Source organism: Arthrobacter sp. TJ-266 (genome assembly GCF_058269115.1).
Genome location: NZ_JBZCNC010000004.1, coordinates 215,962 through 236,508 on the forward strand (window position 1 = coordinate 215,962; position 20,547 = coordinate 236,508).

Here is a 20,547-nt window from a genome sequence, read left to right on the forward strand (position 1 = left end):
TGATGGGGGTCACCCCGAATCAGAGTTACGCGCGCCCTCTCGGTGCGCTTCACTCGCACTATGGAGGAATACCCCATGAACAAGAAGATGCGTCTCATCGCCGTACCGGCCCTCGCCCTCGGCGCTGTCGCCATGGCAGGTGCCCCCGCGATGGCCGACCACGCCACAGGCACCTACTCGTCCACGCTGGGCCAGCTGAACGGCACCACGGGCACCGGAACCATCACGGTCGACGTGAAGGGCGCCAGCGCCAAGATCAACCTGCAGGTTTCCGGCCTCGCCGAGACCTTCATGGACATGCCGTACCCCCACGTCCAGCACATCCACGGCGGCGCTGCAGGCGTCTGCCCCACCCCCGCCAACGACGCCGATGCCAATGGCATCGTCAGCGTTTCAGAGGGTGCAGCCGGCTACGGAGGAATCCTCACCACGATCACCACCTCCGGTGCAACCACGCCTGCCGAGGGCCTGAACCTCGCTCTCGGTGGCCAGGGTGGAACCTACTCGGTCGAGCGCACCATCGAGCTCGACCAGGCCACTCAGGACGCCCTCGCCGCCGGCACCGCCGTCGTCGTCGTCCACGGTCTGGATCCCGCAACCACCCCCGCAACGGCTGAGGTCTTCAACAGCCGTAGCGACCTGACCCCCGAGCCCCAGGAGGCGCTGCCCCTCGGCGCCACCTCGCCCGCACTGTGCGGCACGCTCGTGAAGACCCAGATGGGCGAAATGCCGTACGGCGGAGCCGACACCGGTGTTGCCACCGAGTCCTCCAACACCGCAGGCATGATCGCCCTCGGTGGCGGGCTCGTCCTCGCAGCAGCAGCCGGTGGCACCTACGCCGTTCGTCGCCGCGCCAACGCGTAATACCTATCCTTCACTGTGATCGGTAAAGCAATCGGCCACCGCTGGGGCTTCACGGCCCCGGCGGTGGCCGCCCTTTTTCTCCTGACCGGCTGTGGCTCCGGGGACGCCCCCGCCACCACAACCGAGACCTCCGTCAGCGCGGCGCCCACCGTGGCGCCGACGTCGCAGGCTCCTACGCAGGCTCCTGCCGCGCCGTCGTCCCCGCCCGCCGCGGCCCCCGCCCCTGCGGAACCCGCCCAGCCGGCGGTCCTCCCGGCATCGGAACCCGTCACCCTGGAGATCCCGACGATCGGCGTGCGGACGGACCTCCTCAGTCTCGGTCTCCGCGAGAACCGGAGCCTCGAGGTACCGCCGGACGGACCGGGCTCGCCGGCGAGCTGGTACAACCAGTCCCCCACCCCGGGTGACCGCGGGCCGGCAGTGATGCTCGGGCACGTGAACGCTACCGACGGCGGCAAGGGCGTGTTCGCCGATCTCCGCGCCCTGAAGGCGGGAGACCGCATCAACGTCATCCGCCAGGACGGCTCGACGGCGGAGTTCGAGTTCCAGCGCGGCGAGCAGTACGAGAAGGACAACTTCCCGACCTTCACGGTCTACGGCAACACCCCGGGCTCGGAACTGCGGCTCATCACGTGCGACGGCTACAACCCGGACACGGGCGAGTTCGACGACAACTACGTGGTGTACGCGACACTCGTCATCTGAACGACACGTCCCACGGCCGAGCGGTCCTGACGACACTCGATCCTGACGATGGCATGGTCGGGCACCGGTAGGACCCGCACCGCCGTGACGGGTCACAGCACACGAAGCGACGGCCGGGCCCCAGCCCCGACCGTCGCTTCGTCGTTGCGCGTACCGCCCTGTCCACCAGGACCAGACCGGACAGTCGTCGGCTGTGCGCCTGCGCACGGCGGACGACGTCGCTCACCGCCGCCGTCCCGACAGTCGTCGGAACCCACTCCGCCGCTCTACTTCTGGAAGAGCGTCCGCAGCCGGAGGGTCGTCAGGAACAGTCCCACGGCGATCATCACGAGGAAGTAGCTCACGTGGATGACCGTCGCCGGCGTGAAGGACGCGATGCTGATCTGCCGGAGGAGCTCGACACCGTGCCACAGCGGCAGGGCCTGGATGAACCACTGGATCCCCTGCGGGTACACGCTCAGGGGGTAGAAGGTGGCCGAGAACAGGAACATCGGCAGCATGACGAAGTTGATCCACTCCATCTGCTGGAAGGTCTTCATGAAGCTCGTGATGCCCATGCCGAAGGAGGCGAACCCGAAGGCGATGAGCACGGCCGCAGGGATGACGAGCAGCGCCACCGGGCTGGTGATCAGACCCATGAGAGCCATCACCGCCGTGAAGCCCGTCGCATACATGGCACCGCGGAGCAGGGCCAGGACGATCTCCCCGATCGCGACGTCGAGCGGACCGAGCGAGGTGGACAGCATGCCCTGGTAGAGCTTCGCGAAATTCATCCGGAAGAAGACGTTCCAGGTGCTGTCGTACACGGCACCGTTCATCGCCGAGACCGCGAGGAGTGCCGGGGCGATGTACGCGGCGTAGCTGATCGGCTGCCCGTCGGGTCCCTCGACGGTTCCGACGAGGGCTCCGAGTCCGACGCCCATCGACAGCAGGTACAGCACGGGCTCGAAGAAGCCAGAGAACATCACCAACCAGTTGTTGCTGCGCGTGGCCAGCAGGCCCCGGGCGATCACCGCCTTCGCGTTGCGCGAGTACAGGGCCGCGAGCGGTCTGCGCGACCCCTCGAGCGCGTAGTCGGCGGCCGTCAGCTGCGTGGTCATTTCCCCAACCTCCGTGCATAGACGCGACGCGCGAGCCGCAGGCCCACGATCGCCAGGACCACCAGGAAGGCGACGTGCACGACGGCGAGCCACGCCGGCAGGTCCTGGCCGTAGGTGAGCGCCCGGCCCAGCTCCGTGCCGTGCCAGAGCGGGGAGATCCACCCGATCCACTGGAGGAAGACGGGAAGTGTGGTCAGCGGGTAGAAGGTGCCGGAGAAGAGGAACAGCGGCATCACGATGAAGCGCATGACGAGGGCGAACTGGCCCTTGTCGTTCTCCACGCTCGCGGCGTAGGCCATGAGTGGCAGACCGAAGGCAAGGCCCGTGAGGACGGCGACGGGGACGGCGAGGACACCCGTCGCCTCGGGTGAGGCGCCGAAGGCTGCCACGATGAGGAAGTAGATCACCGTGGTCACCGTCAACCGCGTGGCGATCGCGAGGACGTGGCCGTGGACGATCTGGTCGGTACTGAGCGGGGAGGCGTGCGGCCCGTAGTAGACGCGCCGCCACTTGAAGCCGTCCATCACCGGGTAGGTGAACTCGGTGGCCGCGGTCATGATCGTCGCCGAGGCGAGCAGGGCTGGTGCAATGAAGGCGAGGTAGCTCACGCCCCCGAAGACGCTGCCGGAGGTCTGGTCGACGAGTGTCGCGAGCCCGACGCCCATCGCGAAGAGGTACATGACGGGCGTGCCGACGCTCGTCGCGAGCAGCGTCCACTTGTAGCTGTTCATGGCGCGCAGGACGTGCTCCGCGTAGTACAGCGACCCGAAGGTCCTGGCGCGGCGGGCCGAGACCTGCGGAGGGTGGGCGTGCAGGCGGAACGGCGTGCCGGGAGGGGCGTCGGGCGTCGCGGGTGTCACAGGAGCGGCGGCTGTGGGGCGTGGATCAGTCAACGAGGCTCCGTCCCGTCAGGCGGAGGAAGACGTCCTCGAGGGAGGATCTCCGGACGAGCGAGGTCACGGGCCGGAGCCCCCGCGAGATCACCTGCTCGAGGGCCGCCTCGCCGTCGTGCGCGTAGATGAGCACGCGGTCGGGCAGCGGCTCGAGCCGGTCACCGATGTCCAAGAGTTCGGCGGCGACGGTGGTGTTGCGTTCGGAACCGAAGCGCAGCTCGAGGACCTCCCGGGTGGAGTGCTCGCGGATGAGCTGCGCGGGTGATCCCTCGGCCATGATCCGGCCCTTGTCCACGACGACCAGCCGATCGCAGAGCTGTTCGGCCTCGTCCATGTAGTGCGTGGTGAGGATCAGGGTCACGCCGGATTCCTTGAGCCGGAACAGGCGGTCCCACAGGATGTGGCGGGCCTGGGGGTCCAGCCCCGTGGTCGGCTCGTCGAGGAGGAGGATCTTCGGCTCGTTGATGAGCGAGCGTGCGATGGTCAGGCGCCGCTTCATGCCCCCGGACAGCGCATCCACCTTCGCGGAGGCCTTGTCCGTGAGCTGGGCGAATTCGAGGAGCTCGTCCGCCTTCGGCTTGAGGTAGCTCATGGGGAGCCCGAAGTAGCGCCCGTAGACGAGCAGGTTGTCGCGTACCTTCAGTCCCTCGTCGAGGTTGTCCTGCTGCGGCACCACGCCGAGGTGCGCCCTGACCTCGGGGCCGTGCTCCTCCGGGTCCAGGCCCATGATGGTGAGGTCGCCGGAGGTGCGCTGCGACACCCCGCCGATCATGCGCATGGTCGTGGACTTGCCTGCGCCGTTGGGTCCGAGCAGCCCGAACGACTCCCCCGCGGGCACCTCGAACGAGATGCCGTCCACCGCCCTGAAGTCGCCGTAGTGCTTGTGGAGGTCGACAGCTGAGATGACCGGCGGACCGGCGGGGGTGATGGGCACCCGTCCAGCCTAGGCGAGTGGAGCGATTGGCAGAAGCCAAGTGCCCCTCAGAGGCCGGCCAGGCGCTCCGCTGCCTCGACCACGTTCGTGAGCAGCATCGCGCGGGTCATGGGACCCACTCCGCCCGGGTTCGGGGAGAGCCAACTGGCCACACCCGTGGCTGCCGGGTCGACGTCGCCCGTCAGCTTCGCCTTGCCCGTCTGCGCGTCCTCGACCCGGCTGACGCCGACGTCGAGCACGATCGCTCCCGGCTTCAGCTGGTCCGCCGTGATCATGTGGGGGATGCCTGCTGCGGCCACGACCACGTCCGCACGGCCGAGGTGGCCTGCGAGGTCCACCGTGCCGGTGTGCGCGAGTGTGACGGTCGCATTGATCTGCTTGCGGGTCAGGAGCAGCCCGAGCGGCCGGCCGACGGTGACGCCCCGCCCGACCACGAGTACGTCGAGCCCCTTGAGCTCGATGTCGTGACGCCGCAGGAGCTCCACGATGCCGTGCGGCGTGCACGGCAGGGGCGAGTCCATCGGCGCGTTGACGTTGAGCACCAGCTTGCCGAGGTTCGTCGGATGCAGGCCGTCCGCGTCCTTGGCCGGTGTGATCCGCTCGAGGATCGCGTTCGTGTCGATATGCGCGGGCAACGGCAGCTGGACGATGTACCCCGTGGTCGCATCGTCGTCGTTCAGTTCGTCGATGACTGCTTCGAGCTCGTCCTGCGTGACCGTGGCCGGGAGGTCGCGCCGCACCGACGTGATCCCCACCTGTGCACAGTCGCGGTGCTTGCCGGCGACGTACGAGTGGCTGCCCGGATCATCACCGACGAGCAGGGTGCCGAGACCGGGGGTGATGCCACGCTCGCGGAGGGCGCTCACACGCTCGGCGAGTTCCTCCTTGATGCGGGCTGCTGTGGCCTTGCCGTCAAGGATGCGTGCGGTCGTGGTCATGGGAACCGTCCTTCTGGTACTCGTCGAGCTGCTCGAGGAGGAACGCCTTGCCCCGGTCGCAGCACCCGGTGAAGCAGCATTCGCTGGTGGGGATGTCGTAGTCCGACGACGCGGCCGCCCTCGAGGAGAGTGCGGCGGGCGGCAGCGGGTCTACCACTCCTCCTGGCCCGGGTAGAGCGGGAAGTCCGCGGCGAGCGCGGAGACGCGCGCGCGCAGGGCGGCGACGTCGGGAGACGGCTTCAGCGCTGCGGCGATGATCTCGCCCACCTCACTGAACTCCCGCGCGCCGAAGCCCCGGGTGGCCAGTGCCGGCGTACCGATGCGGAGCCCCGAGGTGACCATGGGCGGGCGGGGGTCGAACGGCACGGCGTTGCGGTTGACGGTGATGCCGACCGAGTGGAGCACGTCCTCCGCCTGCTGGCCGTCGAGCACGGAGTTCCGCAGGTCCACCAGCACGAGGTGGACGTCGGTGCCACCGGTGAGCACCGAGACGCCGTGCTCGGTGACGTCGGATGCCGTGAGGCGCTCGGCGATGATGCGCGCACCTTCGAGGACGCGCTCCTGCCGCTCGCGGAACTCCGTGGACCCGGCGATCTTGAAGGCCGTCGCCTTACCGGCGATCACGTGCATGAGCGGCCCGCCCTGCTGACCGGGGAACACCGCGGAGTTGAGCTTCTTGGCCCACTCCTTCTTCGCGAGGATCACGCCGGAACGCGGACCCGCGAGGGTCTTGTGCACCGTGGAGGTGACGACGTCGGAGTGCGGCACGGGGCTCGGGTGGACGCCGGCTGCCACGAGACCCGCGAAGTGCGCCATGTCCGTCCAGAGGAGGGCTCCGATCTCGTCGGCGATGGACCGGAAGGCGGCGAAATCGAGCTGCCGCGGGTAGGCGGACCAGCCTGCGATGAGGACCTGCGGCTTCTCCGCGATCGCCTGCGCGCGCACGCGGTCCATGTCGAGGCGGTGGGTGTCCTCCTCGACGCCGTAGGCCGCCACCTCGTAGAGCTTCCCGGAGAAGTTGAGCTTCATGCCGTGCGTGAGGTGACCGCCGTGGGCGAGCGAGAGGCCCATGATCTTGTCACCGGGCGTGATCATCGCGGCCAGGGCAGCGGCGTTCGCCTGCGCACCCGAGTGCGGCTGGACGTTCGCGAACTCGGCACCGAACAGAGCCTTGACCCGCTCGATCGCGAGGTTCTCGGCGACGTCCACGTGCTCGCAGCCGCCGTAGTACCGGCGTCCGGGATACCCCTCGGCGTACTTGTTGGTGAGGACGCTCCCCTGGGCCTCGAGGACGGCACGCGGCGCGAAGTTCTCGGAGGCGATCATCTCGAGGGTGTCGCGCTGCCGGGCGAGCTCGTCGCGGAGCACGGCGGCGATCTCCGGATCAACTTCGGCGAGCGGCGCGTTCGTCACCGAGTTCGCGTGCACCGGGGTGGGAGCGGAGTGGGACGGAGCCATGGATGAGGTGGTCATCGGTTGATCCTTCTCTGGGTCTCGCGGGAGGTCAGTCTGACTCGCGGGCGGCACGGGTACCCCGGCCGCTCGAGAAACGTGACCCGCGGCCCAGGCGTGCGATCCGTGGTCTGCACCGGCGCTCGTCCCTGCGGTGCTGCTGGGACCAACTCCATGCCGCTTCCTGGTGGTTGCCCACCCTACGCCAGTCGCGACGCTCCCATGCTAGCCGCAGCGTCGATGCAGCCGCCACCGGGCCGCAGGTCACGGCAGGCTGGAATAGCTGCGACGCCGGTGCGGTTCCGGGAGGCAGAGCACCCTCGGGAGCGTATGCCGGAGCCGGCACATCGTCCGGTCGGGTGAGGAGAGGTTGATCGTGATGGACGAGGCACCGAGGGCAGGGGCAGCAGGACTCCCCGGCGTGGGCGAGGAACGGCGGGTCCGTGTGGTGGTGATCGGCGCGGGTCAGGCCGGCTTGAGCAGCGCTCACCACCTCCTGCGCCGCGGCCTCGCACGGCACAAGGACGTCGTCGTCCTGGATGCGAACGCCGCCCCCGGCGGCGCCTGGCTGCACCGCTGGCCCTCCCTCACCTTCGGGACCGCCCACGCACTCCACGACCTCCCCGGCCTGCCGCTCGGAACGCCGGATCCGGCAGAGCCGGCGTCGGCTGTGGTCAACCGGTACTACGGGGAGTACGAGCGGACCTTCGACCTGCCGGTGCTCCGCCCGGTCGGCGTGACCCGGGTGGAGGCGGACGGCGCGGACGGCCCCCTCCGCGTGGTGACGAGCAGCGGCACGTGGGTGGCCGACGTCGTCATCAGCGCCACCGGGACATGGGACCGCCCGTACTGGCCCTACTACCGTGGGCGCGACGTCTTCGCCGGTCAGCAGTTTCACACCCACGACTTCCGGTCCGCCGCCGCGTTCGCGGGGCGCCGGGTCCTGGTGGTGGGCGGCGGGACGTCCGCCGTGCAGTTCATGCTGCAACTCCAGGCAGCCGGGGCCCTGCCGGTCTGGTCGACGCGGCGGCCGCCGTCGTTCACGCGCCGCACGTTCGATCCCGAGTGGGGGCGGCAGGTGGAGTCCGACGTCGATGCGCGGACGCGGGCCGGGCTCCCGCCCGCCAGCGTGGTGTCCGTGACGGGGCTCGCCCTGACCCAGGAGTACCAGCGCGGTATCGAGGCGGGAGTGCTGGTCTCCCGCGGGCCACTGGCAGAGCTGCGCGAGCACTCCGCGGTGTTCACGGACGGCACGGTGGCGGAGATCGACGTCGTCCTGTGGGCCACGGGGTTCCGTGCATCCCTGGACCACCTGGCTCCGCTGCGCCTCCGCGAGCCGGGCGGCGGGATCCTGATGGACGGTGTGCGGGTGGTGCGCGAACCGCGCCTGCTGCTCGTGGGCTACGGCGCCTCGGCGTCCACGTTGGGGGCCACGCGGGCGGGCCGCGCCGCTGCGGTGGCCGCCGTCACGAAGGTGAAGGAACGTCCACCCCTCGGGACATCGACCGGTAGCCTCGCCTAGGTGACCTCCTCCGCGCCGCGCTCCCCCTCCTCCTACTCGCTGACCCTCTCCTGTCCGGACCGCCCGGGAATCGTCCACGGCGTCTCGGGGGCACTCGTGGACGCCGAGGCGAACATCACCGAGTCCCAGCAGTACGGCAGCCCCGACACCGGGACCTTCTTCATGCGGGTGGCACTCACCACGCCCACCGACGAGCAGGCCCTCCACGCGGCGCTGCAGCCGGTGGCGGAGTCCTTCGGCATGACGTGGTCACTCGTGGAGGCGCAACGCCGCACCCGCACGCTGATCATGGTGTCGAAGGCTGCGCACTGCCTCAACGACCTCCTCTTCCAGCACCGCTCGGGCACACTGCCCATCGACATCCCCGTGATCGTCTCGAACCACCCCGACCTCGCCGACCTCGCGGCATTCTACGGCGTCGAGTTCCACCACATCCCCGTGACACCGGACACCAAGGAGGACGCCGAGAACGCCCTTCGCGCCGTCATGCGGCGGTACGAGATCGAGCTGGTGGTGCTCGCCCGCTACATGCAGATCCTCAGCGACGACCTCTGCCGGGACCTGCTGGGGCGCGCCATCAACATCCACCACTCGTTCCTGCCCTCCTTCAAGGGCGCGCGGCCCTACCACCAGGCGCACGCCCGCGGCGTGAAGCTCATCGGGGCGACGGCGCACTACGTCACGGCGGCGCTCGACGAGGGGCCGATCATCGAGCAGGAAGTCACCCGCGTGGACCACGTGCGCACCGCGGAGCAGCTCGCCACGATCGGTCGCGAGCTCGAGGGGCGCGCCCTCGTCCAGGCGGTCCAATGGCACGCCGAACAGCGCGTGCTGCTCGACGGGCGCCGGACCATCGTCTTCAACTGACGCGTGCACCCGGTAGGAGCGGCCGCGCGCCGACGACACGTCGCCTAGGCTGACGGGATGTCCCGGCACACCTTCCGCGGGAGGACGCCCGTCGTCGCCCCCTCCGCCTTCATCGCCCCCACCGCGACCCTGATCGGCGACGTCACCGTCGGGGACCACGCGAGCGTCTTCTTCGGCGCTGCCGTCCGCGCCGACGCCGCGACGATCAGCATCGGCGCGGGGTCCAACCTGCAGGACAACGTAGTGGTGCACGCCGACCCCGGCTTCCCCGCGCGGATCGGCGCGCGCGTCAGCGTGGGCCACGCTGCCGTGGTGCACGGCTGCACCATCGAGGACGACTGCCTCATCGGCATGAGCGCCACCGTCATGAACGGCGCGGTGATCGGTACCGGCTCACTGGTGGCCGCCGGCGCCGTGGTGCTCGAGGGCACCGTGGTGCCTCCGCGCTCGCTGGTCGCAGGAGTACCGGCGAAAGTGCGGCGGACGCTCGCCGACGGCGAGGTGGACGGCGTGAAGGAGAACGCGACGAGTTACCGGAAGCTCGCGCAGGAGTACCTCACTGCGTTCACTTCTTGACGGCAACGGGTCGGTCCTGCACCCTTGGTTCCATGCCCGCTGAAACACCCTCGACGGCGAGGACACCGTGAGTGCCGCCCGCAAACCCGGTTCGCAATCCGCCCTGCGCGAGCAGAACCAGCAGCGCGTCATCGGGGCCCTCCGCTCGGGCGGACCACAGACGCAGGCCGAACTCTCGCGACAGACCGGCCTCTCCACGGCCACCATCTCGAACATCGTCAAGGTGATGGCGACCTCGGGGATCGTGCGCACGGCTCCGACCACGAGCTCCGGTCGCCGCGCGCTCTCGGTGATGCTCACCGACAACGGCCAGGTGGCGGTCGGTATCGACATCGGGCGGCGGCACCTCCGGGTGGCCCTCGCCACCCCGGATTACCGCGTGCTGCAGGAAGCATCGGTGGCACTCCCCCTCGGGCACTCGGCAGCCGACGGGCTGTCCGCGGCAGCCGACCTCATGGAGACCCTCCTCGAGAACAGCCGCGTGGACCGACGCGCCGTGCTCGGAGCCGGGATCGGCATCCCGGGGCCCATCGACCGGCGGACGGGGACCGTGGTGCAGGGTGCGATCCTCCCCGAATGGGTGGGCATCAACATCCGACAGAGCTTCGGCGAGCGATTGCAACTACCCGTCCTCATCGACAACGACGCGAACCTCGGCGCTCTCGCACAGGTGACCTGGGGGCCCCACAGCGCCGTGGAGAACCTGATGTTCATGAAAGTGGGCACGGGCATCGGGTCCGGTCTGGTTCTGAACGGCGCGCTCTTCTACGGCAATGTCGGGGTGACGGGCGAGATCGGCCACACCACCATCAACGAGCAGGGCCTCGTGTGCCGGTGCGGTAACCGCGGGTGCCTCGAGACCGTGGCATCGACCGCGACCATGATCGAGCTGCTCGGCCGCGGGAGCACGGAGGTGGTGGACACCCAGCGCATCATCGACTGGGCACTGCGGGGAGACACCGCGGCGCTGCGCGTGATCGACGACGCCGGCGTGGCCATCGGGCGGGCGATGGCGCACGTCGCCAACCTCATCAACCCGGAGACCATCGTGATCGGTGGGCCGCTGACGGAGCTCGGCGAGATCCTGCTCGCGCCGGTACGTCGCGGACTCGCGCGCCACGCGGTCCCGATCATCGGGGAGACGACGAGCGTGTGCATGTCCTCGCTCGGGGATCGCGCGGAGGCACTGGGCGGGGCCGCCGTCGTTCTCGCGCACCTCGGCGGGAAGCCCGCGCTGGCCATCCCCGCATAAAGATTCGGCGTTCTTTTCCTGATGTTTGCGTTCACTAGTTGACGGCAGCCCGCTGGTACGTGTTCAATCCTTGTGGGCCGCACTCCGGCCAGCATCATGACAACGCCGTCGCCGCGGGAGGGCCCTTGAACAACCACACCATCCTCGAGATGCGATCCATCACGAAGGAGTTCCCAGGAGTACGGGCTCTTTCCGAGGTGTCGCTCGAGGTACGGGCCGGCGAAATCCACGCCATCTGCGGCGAGAACGGTGCCGGCAAGTCCACGCTCATGAAGGTGCTCTCGGGGCTCTACCCCTACGGCGACTACAGCGGCGAGATCGTCTTCCAGGGCGAGGAGGTCCGCTTCAAGGACATCCGCTCGAGCGAAGCCGCCGGGATCGTGATCATCCACCAGGAGCTGGCGCTCATCCCCGAACTCTCCATCGCCGAGAACATCTTCCTCGGCAACGAGCCCACGCGCTTCGGCGTGATCGACTGGGACTACGTGAACCGGACCACCCTCGAGCTCATGGCCCGCGTGGGCCTCAACGAGGACCCGCTCACGAAGATCAAGGACATCGGGGTGGGCAAGCAGCAGCTCGTGGAGATCGCGAAGGCGCTGAACAAGTCCGTCAAGCTCCTCATCCTCGACGAGCCCACGGCCGCGCTCAACGAAGCGGATTCGCAGCACCTCCTCGACCTCATGGCCGGTCTGAGGTCCAAGGGGATCGCGTGCATCATGATCTCCCACAAGCTGAACGAGATCGAGCGGATCGCCGACTCCATCACGATCATCCGCGACGGCCGGTCCATCGAGACCCTGCACGTCAAGGACGACGGCGTGGACGAGGACCGCATCATCCGCGGCATGGTGGGGCGCTCCCTCGAGTCCCGCTTCCCCGACCACACGCCGTCGATCGGCGAGACCTTCTTCGAGGTACGCAACTGGACCGTGGGGCACCCCACGGTCCCGGACCGGCTGGTCGTCAAGAACTCCAGCTTCCACGTGCGGCGCGGGGAGATCGTCGGTATCGCGGGGCTCATGGGGGCGGGACGCACCGAACTCGCCCGCTCCGTCTTCGGACGGTCCTACGGCACGTTCCAGTCGGGTCAGATCCTGATCGACGGCAAGGAGGTGACGCTGAAGTCCGTGCCGCAGGCCATCAAGGCCGGGCTCGCCTACGTCACCGAGGACAGGAAGTCGCTCGGACTCAACCTGCTCGACGACATCAAGACCACCACGGTGTCCGCCGACCTCAAGAAGATCACACACGGTCTGGTGGTGGACCGCGACGAGGAGTTCCGCGTCGCCGAGGAGTACCGGACGTCCCTGCGCACCAAGACCCCGAGCGTCAACGAGGGGGTCGCCAAGCTCTCCGGGGGGAACCAGCAGAAGGTGGTCCTCGCGAAGTGGATGTTCACCGACCCCGAACTCCTGATCCTCGACGAACCCACACGCGGCATCGACGTCGGCGCCAAGTACGAGATCTACGGGATCATCCAGCGGCTCGCGGACCAGGGCAAGGGCGTGATCGTGATCTCGTCCGAACTCCCCGAACTGCTCGGACTCTCCGACCGCATCTACACGATCTTCGAAGGGGCCATCACGGGCGAACTCACCCGTGAGGACGCCAACCAGGAATCCCTGATGAAGCTCATGACCGCCAGCCGAACCGCTGCCTGACCGAAGACCCCCAAGGAAAGCCACATGAACTCCCTCAAACAACTCTTCGGCGGCAACGTCCGCCAGTTCGGGATGATCTTCGCGCTGGTCGCGCTCGTCCTGTATTTCCAGTGGGCCACCGGCGGCAACGTCCTGACGCCCGGCAACTTGATGAACCTGTTCAACGGCAACTCGTACATCCTGATCCTCGCGATCGGTATGGTGCTCGTCATCATCGCCGGGCACATCGATCTCTCGGTCGGCTCGATCGCCGCCTTCGTCGGGATCGTGGTGGCCATCGCCATGCGTGACTGGGGCATCCCCTGGTACCTCGGAGTGTTGCTCGGCCTCGCCCTCGGAGCCCTGATCGGGATCTGGCAGGGCTTCTGGGTGGCCTACGTCGGCATCCCCGCGTTCATCGTGACGCTCGCCGGCATGCTCCTGTTCCGGGGCGCGAACCAGGCGGTCGGCAACTCGCTCACCGTTCCGGTGCCCGAGGGCTTCCGGTACCTGGGAGCCGGTTATCTGCCGGAGGTCGGGCCCGACCTCGGGTACAACAACCTCACGCTGCTCATCGGATTCGCGCTCGTGGCCTTCGTCAACTACCACGCGATACGCGCCAGGCGGAAGCTCGAGACGATCGGGGCCGCCGTGCCACCGGTGTGGGTACCCGTCGTGAAGGTCGGGCTGCTCTCCGCCGTCATCCTCTATGCCACCTACATGTTCGCCACGGGTCGCCCGGGAACCTCGTTCCCCGTGCCCGGGATCATCCTCGGCGTCCTCGTCATCATCTACGCCTTCGTCTCGAACAAGACCATCCTCGGGCGCCACGTCTACGCCGTCGGCGGCAACCGCCACGCCGCCGAGCTGTCGGGTGTGCAGAGCAAGCGCGTGAACTTCGCGGTCATGATGAACATGTCGGTGCTGGCAGCCCTCGCCGGCATGATCTTCGTCGGACGCTCCACCGCGTCCGGACCGTCGGACGGTGTCGGGTGGGAGCTCGACGCCATCGCGGCCGTGTTCATCGGCGGCGCCGCGGTCTCCGGCGGCGTCGGCACCGTGGTGGGGTCGATCATCGGCGGACTCGTCATGGCCGTCCTCAACAACGGCCTGCAGCTGCTGGGCATCGGCACCGACACCACGCAGATCATCAAGGGCCTCGTGCTGCTCGCAGCAGTCGCCTTCGACGTCTACAACAAGAGCCAGGGCAAGCCGTCCATCATCGGCCTGCTCACCCGCAACTTCGGAGGCGGGTCGGGCAAGGGCACGGCGGCCTCCGCCACCCCCGCGACGACGGCTCCCAACCAGCAGCCCGTCGGGACCAAGGAAGTCATCTCCCACGACGTCTAGGGCGAGCTGCTCCCCCGGAACCTCCCTGTCCGCTCCATCCATTCCACTCGAGCAAGAGCAACAGAAAGAGAAAGCAATGCGTAAGTTCGCACAATCCTTTGCAGCGATCGCTGCAATTTCAGCACTGGCGCTGACCGGTTGCGGCCGCGAAGAAGCAGCCCCTGCCGCGGAGGGCGGCGAGTCCGCCGCCGCCGCCGGATTCGAAGAAGGATCCGCCATCGGCGTCGCGCTGCCGCAGAAGACCTCCGAGAACTGGGTCCTCGCCGAGCAGCTGTTCAACGACGGCCTCACCGAGGCCGGCTACGAGCCCAACGTCCAGTTCGCCAACGGCGGTGTCTCGGAGCAGCAGAACCAGATCAGCTCCATGATCACCAACGGCGTGAAGGTCCTCGTCGTCGGCGCGATCGACGGCGCTCAGCTCGGCACCCAGCTGGCTCAGGCCAAGGAGGCCGGCATCACGGTCATCGCCTACGACCGGCTCCTCACCAACACCGAGAACGTGGACTACTACGTGGCCTACGACAACTTCCAGGTCGGCGAGCTGCAGGGTCAGGCCCTGCTGGACGGCATGAAGGCGAAGAAGCCGGAGGGCCCCTACAACATCGAACTGTTCGCAGGATCCCCCGACGACGCCAACGCCCAGGTCTTCTTCGACGGTGCGATGAGCATCCTTCAGCCCGAGATCGACAACGGCAATGTCGTCGTGGTGTCCGGTCAGACGGACTTCAGTGCTGTGACGACGCAGGGCTGGACGGCTGAGAACGCCCAGGAGCGCATGGACACCCTGCTCTCCGGCAACTACGGCTCCACCGAGCTCGACGGCGTCCTGTCCCCCAATGACACGCTCGGCCGCGCGATCATCACGTCGGTCGAGAGTGCCGGCAAGCCCGTTCCCGTCGTGACGGGCCAGGACTCCGAGGTCGAGTCGGTTCGTTCGATCATGGAGGGCAAGCAGTACTCCACCATCAACAAGGACACCCGAGCCCTCGTGGAGCAGGCCATCACCATGGTCGGCGCCCTCCAGGCGGGCGAGGAGCCGGAGATCAACGATCCCGACTCCTACGACAACGGCGTGAAGACGGTTCCCGCGTACCTGCTCGAGCCGCAGATCGTCACCCGGGAGAACGCGGCAGAGGCCTACGCCGACGACCCGACCCTCTCCGCCATCACGAACGAGTAGAGCTTCCGGCTCCTCTCGACAGGAACGCCCCGGCTGTCGCCGGGGCGTTCTTTTCGTCCCGATGCTAAAGAGTCCTTGCGCAAGGGGTCTTTACCAGCGAGGGTCGTCCCATGACCGATCTGGTGACGAAGGACCCCGTGCGCATCCGCGCTCTCGCCCATCCCCTGCGGCTGACCCTGCTCGACGTCCTCGACGACGTCGGTCCGGCCACCGCCACGCAGTGCGCCGAGGCGACCGGGGAATCGGTGGCGAGCTGCTCGTACCATCTCCGAATCCTCGCGCGTCACGGCTTCATCGAACGGGCCGAGGGTTCGGGGCGGGACCGGCCGTGGCGTGCCGTGTCGACGAGCCGCACGCAGTCGATCGACCGCGACGTCCCCGGGTCGGTGCATGCCGTGGCCGCACTCGCCGGCACCGAGGTCCGGCGGCAGTACGAGAGGATCGCCGCCTGGCTGGAGCGTGCGCCCTCACGACCCTTCGACGAGGTGCAGTTGTCCTGCATCACCACGAGCCTCATCCACGCCACCCCGGCCGAACTCGAGGAGCTCCGGGCACAGCTGATCGCGCTCACCGCCCCCTTCGAGGACCGTCGGCAGCACGCCGATCAGCGGCCGGAGGGTACGGTGCCGGCCCGCTTCTTCGCCGTCCTGAACGTCGAGTCGCCGACCGACCCCTCAGCCCGCCCCACGACGGCCACCTCGTGACGCACGCCACCGCGACCGACGACGTCGCGACCAACCGCGAGGTCCTCGCCGTCCCGGCCTTCCGCCGTCTCACGCTGACCTGGTTCTTCACGAACCTCGGCGACTCCGCCCTCTACATCACCGCCGCCATCTGGGTGAAGAACCTGACGGGCAGCGACGCCGCCGCAGGGCTCGTCTTCGCAGCGCTCGGCCTGCCGGCGCTGCTCGCTCCGATCGTGGGGCAGCTCGCCGACCGCTTCCGCCGGAAGCCGCTCCTGATCGTCAACAACCTGGCCGCGGCCGCCGTCGTGCTGCTCCTGCTGACCGTCGACACGGTCGACGACGTGTGGATGGTCTACCTCGTCATGTTCCTCTACGGCACCGCCTCCTACCTGACGGCGGCGGCGCAGTCCGGCATCCTCAGGACCATGCTCGAGGACCGGTTCCTCGCACCCGCGAACGGGCTGCTCAGCAGCATCGACCAGAGTCTGCGGATCATCTCCCCCCTCGTCGGCGCTGCCCTGTTCACGGTGGGCGGCATGGACGCCGTCACGCTGCTGACGGCGTCGAGCTTCGTTGTCGCCGCCGTGGTCCTGACCACGCTGAAGCTCACGGAGCCCCGTCCGCACCGCGAGGCCGGGGAGTCGTTCTGGCAGAGCACCACGGCGGGGGTGCGCTTCCTCGCAGGCCACCCCTTCCTCCGGAGGGGAGCCCTCGCGATGATCATCGCCGTCGGAGCGACCGGCGTCATCAACATCACGATCTTCGCCACGGTCGAACAGGGCCTCCAGCTCCCGCTGCAGACCCTCAACATCGGCATCGCCGTGCAGGGGGTGTTCGCCGTCCTCGCGGGGCTGATGGTCGGCACGGTGATCCGGAGACTCGGCATCAGGGGCACGATGATCGCGGGGCTGCTGATGCTGTCCGTGGCCGTCGCGGGCCAGGCGACCACCCTGGTGCCCGTTGCGCTGGGAGCCGTCGCGATGACCGGGGCAGGCGTGGTGTTGGCCCTCGTCGCCTTCGTCACCACGCGTCAGCAGCTCACGCCACCCGGCATGCAGGGACGGACGTCCGCCGCTGCCAACATGCTCATGAACGTGCCGCAGGTCCTCACGGCGCTCGTCACGTCCACCCTGATCGGGCTGGTCGACTACCGCGTGCTCATCATCGGCACGGCGGTGCTCTGCGCGACCAGCACCGTCCCACTCCTGTTGACACCCAGAGCGCTCCTGACAGATGGACGCCCGAGTGGCCAGCAGCAAGGATAGGGTCATGAACCCACAGATACGCATCGCCGTTCCCCCCTGCGCCGAGGTCGGCGCTCCCAGCCCGATCGTCGCCACAGGAAAGCCCCTGAAGTGGGGGGTCATCGCGACGGGCGGCATCGCCACGAAGGTCACCGAGGACATCGCGCTCCTCGAGGACGCCGTGCTCCACGCCGTCAGCTCGCGGAGCGCGGACAGCGCAGCGGCGTTCGCTGAGCGTTTCGGTTTCGCCGTCAGCTACGGGAACGACGGCGACACCCCCGGTTACCAGCGCCTCATCGACGACCCCGAGGTCGACGTCGTGTACATCACGACTCCGCACGGTCAGCACTACGACGTCGCCAAGGCCGCCCTGACGGGCGGCAAGCACGTGCTGTGCGAGAAGCCCTTCACCATGAACGCCGCGGAAGCCGAGGACCTCGCCGGCCTGGCCGCCGAGCGGGGTCTGTTCCTCATGGAAGCCGTCTGGACGCGTTTCCTGCCCACGGTGAACCGCGCCTGGGACATCATCCACTCCGGCGAGCTGGGCGACGTCCGATGGATCCAGGCGGACCTCGGCTTCGCGGCTCCCGATGATCCGACCAGCCGGCTCTGGGACCCGAAAGCGGGCGGTGGTGCCCTCATGGACCTGACCGTGTACCCGCTGACCTGGGCCCTCGGTTCGGTCGGATTCCCGGACTCCGTCACCGCCATCGGAACGCTCAACGACGACGGCGTGGACCTGCAGACCGCGGTCACCCTCGGGTACTCGAGCGGCGCGTACGCCCAGCTGTCGTCGTCGTTCATCGCCTCGTGCCCCGGCCAGGCGACGGTCTGCGGTTCGCAGGGCTGGCTCAAGACCGGCGGAGGCAACCTGCACAACCCGACCGAACTCAGCGTGAAGGCCGGGCACGGCGAGGTACGGGTGGAGCAGTTCGAGCAGGTCGGAGCGGGTTACACCTACGAGCTGCGTGAGGTGACCCGCTGCATCCAGCAGGGGCTCACGGAGAGCCCGACGATGCCCGTGGCAGACACGCTGAAGACCATGCACCTGCTCGACGACGTGCGCTCGCAGATCGGTCTGCGCTACGCGAACGACGACGCCTGACGCTCTCCCCGGAGATCGAGGAGCGCACCTCAGTGTGTGCTCGAGGTGCCCTGAACGCACGAGAACGGCTCCCGCGGCGTAGGCCGCGGGAGCCGTTCCTCATGGAGCGCCTCGGTCAGAGGGCGGCCTTCGAGCGGCGGGCGGCCGCGAGGCCACCGATGCCGCTCAGCAGGAGGAGTGTTCCGAACAGCATGATCTGCTGAGCGTCGAAGCCCGTGGATGCGAGCGTCTTCGAGGAGTTCGACCCAGCGGGGGCCGAGACCTTGGCTGTCGGCGCAGCGTTCGTCATGGTCACGCCGGCGCTCGCCACCGAGACCGTTCCGGGAGCAGTGGCGATGCCGGTCGTGACCGGTGCTGCGGGCGTCGTTCCTGGGGTCCCGTCGACCGTACCCGGCGTGGTTCCGCCGTCGCCCGGACCATCAGTACCCGGCGTGGTTCCGCCGTCACCGGGTCCATCAGTACCCGGCGTGGTTGCGCCGTCGCCCGGTCCATCCGTACCCGGCGTGGTTCCGCCGTCGCCCGGTCCATCCGTACCGGGATCGGTCGGCGTCGTGGGAACGATCGGGCCAGTGGGCGTGGTTGCTCCGCCACTGCAGGCGGGGTTGCTGTTACCGATCACGGTGACCGTGTTGCAGCCGACGTTCACCGGGATTGTGACGATGGGCGAGATGACGTTTCCGTCGAGGATCCCACCACCGATGATTCCGCCACCGGTGCCGCCATCAGTACCGCCTCCGGTCGAGCCCGTGGTGCAGTCCGAGCCGCTGTCGCCGATCACGGTGACCGTGTTGCAGCCGACGTTCACCGGGATGGTGACGATGGGCGAGATGACGTTTCCGTCGACGATCCCGCCGTCAAGAATGCCGCCATCGAGGAGCCCTCCGCCGGTCGAACCGCCGGTGCCGCCGTCAGTGCCGCCTGTGCTGCCATCGGTACCGCCGGTGCTTCCACCGGTCGAGCCCGTGGTGCAGTCCGAGCCGCTGTCGCCGATCACGGTGACCGTGTTGCAGCCGACGTTCACCGGAACCGTACCGATGGGCGAGATGACGTTTCCGTCGACGATCCCGCCGTCAAGAATGCCGCCGTCGAGGAGCCCGCCACCGGTCGAACCGTCAGTGCCCCCATCAGTACCGCCACCGGTGCCACCGGTGCTGCCGCCGGTGCTGCCACCCGTCGAACCCGTGGTGCAATCCGAGGAGGTGTCTCCGATGATCGAGACCGTGTTGCAGCCGACGTTCACCGGGACCGTGACGATGGGCGAGATGACGTTTCCGTCGAGGATCCCGCCGTCAAGGACGCCGCCATCGAGGAGCCCTCCGCCAGCCGAACCGTCAGTGCCACCAGTGCCACCGGTCGAGCCCGTGGTGCAGTCCGAGCCGCTGTTCCCGATCACGGTGACCGAGTTGCAGCCGACGTTCACGGGGACCGTGATGACGGGAGTCAGCACGTTCTCGTTGAGGAGCCCGCCATCCAGCAGGCCTCCGTCAGCAGGAACGGGGGCAGGAGCCGGGGCGGTCGTGGTGCCGCCCGTGGAACCCGTCGACCCGGAGGTGCCGCCCGAAGTGGAGTCGCCGATCACCGAGACCGAGTTACCGGACACGTTGATCGGAGCGACGACCACCGGCGAGACCACGTTCTCGTTGAGCAGTCCGCCGTCGAGCAGACCGTCGCCCGCAGGAGCAGGTGCCGGCACAGCCCCGGTGTCGCTCGTCGTCGTGCCGGTGGTACCGGTGGAACCGGACTCCCCGGTGGACGACGAGTCCCCTATTACTGACACAGAGTTGCCGGACACGTTGATCGGAGCGACGACCACCGGCGAGACGACGTTGCCGTTGAGCAGACCGCCGTCCAGCAACCCGCCCTCGATGAGACCCGCGCCCGCAGGAGCAGGAGCAGGTGCAGGTGCGGGAGCGGGCGCAGGAGCCGGCGCAGTGCCCGCTCCGATGCCGAGGTCCACGCCCAGATCGAGCGACGCGTCGAGCGCCACGACGGCCTCGTCGAGGATCGAGGAGCTGGTGGTGCCGCCCTGAAGCGGGGTGGAGATGATGCTCCCGAGGCCCGATGTGGACTGGGAGGTGGACGTTGTCGACAGGTCGGCAGCTGTGGCCGACCCTGCCGCGAGGACTGCGAAGCCCCCTGCGAGGATGACTCCGTAGAGCCCTCGCTGCACGCATGTGCGCATGGTATTTCTCCTGGTATGAAAGTGGGTTGGAGGCGCCGGAACGCCGAGAGCCGT

The 20,547-nt window shown here is 68.5% G+C and carries 19 protein-coding genes; 12 read left to right on the top strand and 7 right to left on the bottom strand.

What is annotated here, in order from left to right; all coding sequences use genetic code 11:
• Positions 1 to 75: 75 nt before the first annotated feature.
• Both AC4D12_RS12660 and AC4D12_RS12665 read left to right on the top strand, forming a co-directional pair.
• Positions 76 to 864 carry a GVDTG sorting domain-containing protein gene (locus tag AC4D12_RS12660; RefSeq protein WP_490950287.1) on the top strand — a complete coding sequence of 263 codons (789 nt, stop codon included), beginning with the start codon at positions 76 to 78 and terminating at the stop codon, positions 862 to 864.
• 15 nt (positions 865 to 879) lie between these two features.
• The gene (locus tag AC4D12_RS12665) at positions 880 to 1,569 is read left to right on the top strand and encodes a class F sortase (RefSeq protein WP_490950288.1); all 690 of its coding nucleotides are present in this window, start codon (positions 880 to 882) and stop codon (positions 1,567 to 1,569) included.
• 266 nt (positions 1,570 to 1,835) lie between these two features.
• Here the strand turns inward: AC4D12_RS12665 and AC4D12_RS12670 are convergent, their stop codons facing one another.
• The 6 genes from AC4D12_RS12670 to glyA are packed head-to-tail and all read right to left on the bottom strand — an operon-like array spanning position 1,836 to position 6,907.
• Positions 1,836 to 2,669 (bottom strand): ABC transporter permease, encoded by an 834-nt coding sequence (locus AC4D12_RS12670; RefSeq protein WP_490950289.1) that lies wholly within the window; start codon positions 2,667 to 2,669, stop codon positions 1,836 to 1,838.
• Positions 2,666 to 3,562: an ABC transporter permease gene (locus AC4D12_RS12675; protein ID WP_490950290.1), complete on the bottom strand. Its 897-nt coding sequence runs from the start codon at positions 3,560 to 3,562 to the stop codon at positions 2,666 to 2,668. Before AC4D12_RS12675 ends, AC4D12_RS12670 begins: the two co-directional genes overlap by 4 nt.
• Entirely contained in the window at positions 3,555 to 4,496 is a 942-nt protein-coding gene (locus tag AC4D12_RS12680; RefSeq protein WP_490950291.1) for an ABC transporter ATP-binding protein, read from the bottom strand. The genes AC4D12_RS12675 and AC4D12_RS12680 overlap by 8 nt, the downstream gene beginning before the upstream one ends.
• A 47-nt stretch (positions 4,497 to 4,543) precedes the next feature.
• Positions 4,544 to 5,434, bottom strand: a complete 891-nt coding sequence (locus tag AC4D12_RS12685) for a bifunctional methylenetetrahydrofolate dehydrogenase/methenyltetrahydrofolate cyclohydrolase (RefSeq protein ID WP_490950292.1) — start codon at positions 5,432 to 5,434, stop codon at positions 4,544 to 4,546.
• The gene (locus tag AC4D12_RS12690) at positions 5,409 to 5,591 is read right to left on the bottom strand and encodes a hypothetical protein (RefSeq protein WP_490950293.1); all 183 of its coding nucleotides are present in this window, start codon (positions 5,589 to 5,591) and stop codon (positions 5,409 to 5,411) included. Before AC4D12_RS12690 ends, AC4D12_RS12685 begins: the two co-directional genes overlap by 26 nt.
• The gene (glyA, locus tag AC4D12_RS12695; RefSeq protein WP_490950294.1) at positions 5,585 to 6,907 is read right to left on the bottom strand and encodes a serine hydroxymethyltransferase; all 1,323 of its coding nucleotides are present in this window, start codon (positions 6,905 to 6,907) and stop codon (positions 5,585 to 5,587) included. The genes AC4D12_RS12690 and glyA overlap by 7 nt, the downstream gene beginning before the upstream one ends.
• A 358-nt stretch (positions 6,908 to 7,265) precedes the next feature.
• On the opposite strand from glyA, the gene AC4D12_RS12700 reads away from it, so the two are divergent.
• The 10 genes from AC4D12_RS12700 (at position 7,266) to AC4D12_RS12745 (ending at position 18,311) form a co-directional block, all read left to right on the top strand.
• Complete coding sequence (locus AC4D12_RS12700; RefSeq protein ID WP_490950295.1) at positions 7,266 to 8,408, top strand: FAD-dependent oxidoreductase; 1,143 nt, start codon at positions 7,266 to 7,268, stop codon at positions 8,406 to 8,408.
• On the top strand, positions 8,409 to 9,275 hold the full coding sequence (gene purU / locus AC4D12_RS12705) for a formyltetrahydrofolate deformylase (RefSeq protein WP_490950296.1): 867 nt from the start codon (positions 8,409 to 8,411) through the stop codon (positions 9,273 to 9,275).
• A gap of 57 nt (positions 9,276 to 9,332) precedes the next feature.
• Positions 9,333 to 9,851, top strand: coding sequence for a gamma carbonic anhydrase family protein (locus tag AC4D12_RS12710; protein WP_490950297.1), 519 nt, complete (start codon positions 9,333 to 9,335; stop codon positions 9,849 to 9,851).
• Between the two features lie 67 nt (positions 9,852 to 9,918).
• Positions 9,919 to 11,103, top strand: a complete 1,185-nt coding sequence (locus AC4D12_RS12715) for an ROK family transcriptional regulator (protein WP_490950298.1) — start codon at positions 9,919 to 9,921, stop codon at positions 11,101 to 11,103.
• A gap of 149 nt (positions 11,104 to 11,252) precedes the next feature.
• The gene (gene mmsA, locus AC4D12_RS12720; protein WP_490950651.1) at positions 11,253 to 12,767 is read left to right on the top strand and encodes a multiple monosaccharide ABC transporter ATP-binding protein; all 1,515 of its coding nucleotides are present in this window, start codon (positions 11,253 to 11,255) and stop codon (positions 12,765 to 12,767) included.
• Between the two features lie 24 nt (positions 12,768 to 12,791).
• A complete protein-coding gene (gene mmsB / locus AC4D12_RS12725; protein WP_490950299.1) occupies positions 12,792 to 14,096 on the top strand; it encodes a multiple monosaccharide ABC transporter permease in 1,305 nt (434 codons plus the stop codon).
• Positions 14,097 to 14,172: 76 nt separating this feature from the next.
• The gene (locus AC4D12_RS12730; RefSeq protein WP_490950300.1) at positions 14,173 to 15,276 is read left to right on the top strand and encodes a substrate-binding domain-containing protein; all 1,104 of its coding nucleotides are present in this window, start codon (positions 14,173 to 14,175) and stop codon (positions 15,274 to 15,276) included.
• A gap of 110 nt (positions 15,277 to 15,386) precedes the next feature.
• Positions 15,387 to 15,980: a helix-turn-helix domain-containing protein gene (locus AC4D12_RS12735; RefSeq protein ID WP_490950301.1), complete on the top strand. Its 594-nt coding sequence runs from the start codon at positions 15,387 to 15,389 to the stop codon at positions 15,978 to 15,980.
• A complete protein-coding gene (locus AC4D12_RS12740; protein WP_490950302.1) occupies positions 15,977 to 17,227 on the top strand; it encodes an MFS transporter in 1,251 nt (416 codons plus the stop codon). Before AC4D12_RS12735 ends, AC4D12_RS12740 begins: the two co-directional genes overlap by 4 nt.
• 4 nt (positions 17,228 to 17,231) lie before the next feature.
• On the top strand, positions 17,232 to 18,311 hold the full coding sequence (locus tag AC4D12_RS12745) for a Gfo/Idh/MocA family protein (RefSeq protein ID WP_490950303.1): 1,080 nt from the start codon (positions 17,232 to 17,234) through the stop codon (positions 18,309 to 18,311).
• Positions 18,312 to 18,426: 115 nt separating this feature from the next.
• Here the strand turns inward: AC4D12_RS12745 and AC4D12_RS12750 are convergent, their stop codons facing one another.
• On the bottom strand, positions 18,427 to 20,493 hold the full coding sequence (locus AC4D12_RS12750; RefSeq protein WP_490950304.1) for a hypothetical protein: 2,067 nt from the start codon (positions 20,491 to 20,493) through the stop codon (positions 18,427 to 18,429).
• Positions 20,494 to 20,547 lie beyond the last annotated feature (54 nt).

Bases quoted from the DNA above. Each gene is read 5' to 3' on its own strand.
- AC4D12_RS12730 (WP_490950300.1), top strand. From the start codon at position 14,173: ATGCGTAAGTTCGCACAATCCTTTGCAGCGATCGCTGCAATTTCAGCA.
- AC4D12_RS12735 (WP_490950301.1), top strand. From the start codon at position 15,387: ATGACCGATCTGGTGACGAAGGACCCCGTGCGCATCCGCGCTCTCGCC.
- mmsA (WP_490950651.1), top strand. From the start codon at position 11,253: ATGCGATCCATCACGAAGGAGTTCCCAGGAGTACGGGCTCTTTCCGAG.
- glyA (WP_490950294.1), bottom strand. From the start codon at position 6,907: ATGACCACCTCATCCATGGCTCCGTCCCACTCCGCTCCCACCCCGGTG.
- AC4D12_RS12750 (WP_490950304.1), bottom strand. From the start codon at position 20,493: ATGCGCACATGCGTGCAGCGAGGGCTCTACGGAGTCATCCTCGCAGGG.
- AC4D12_RS12710 (WP_490950297.1), top strand. From the start codon at position 9,333: ATGTCCCGGCACACCTTCCGCGGGAGGACGCCCGTCGTCGCCCCCTCC.
- mmsB (WP_490950299.1), top strand. From the start codon at position 12,792: ATGAACTCCCTCAAACAACTCTTCGGCGGCAACGTCCGCCAGTTCGGG.
- AC4D12_RS12670 (WP_490950289.1), bottom strand. From the start codon at position 2,669: ATGACCACGCAGCTGACGGCCGCCGACTACGCGCTCGAGGGGTCGCGC.
- AC4D12_RS12660 (WP_490950287.1), top strand. From the start codon at position 76: ATGAACAAGAAGATGCGTCTCATCGCCGTACCGGCCCTCGCCCTCGGC.
- AC4D12_RS12745 (WP_490950303.1), top strand. From the start codon at position 17,232: ATGAACCCACAGATACGCATCGCCGTTCCCCCCTGCGCCGAGGTCGGC.
- AC4D12_RS12685 (WP_490950292.1), bottom strand. From the start codon at position 5,434: ATGACCACGACCGCACGCATCCTTGACGGCAAGGCCACAGCAGCCCGC.
- AC4D12_RS12700 (WP_490950295.1), top strand. From the start codon at position 7,266: ATGGACGAGGCACCGAGGGCAGGGGCAGCAGGACTCCCCGGCGTGGGC.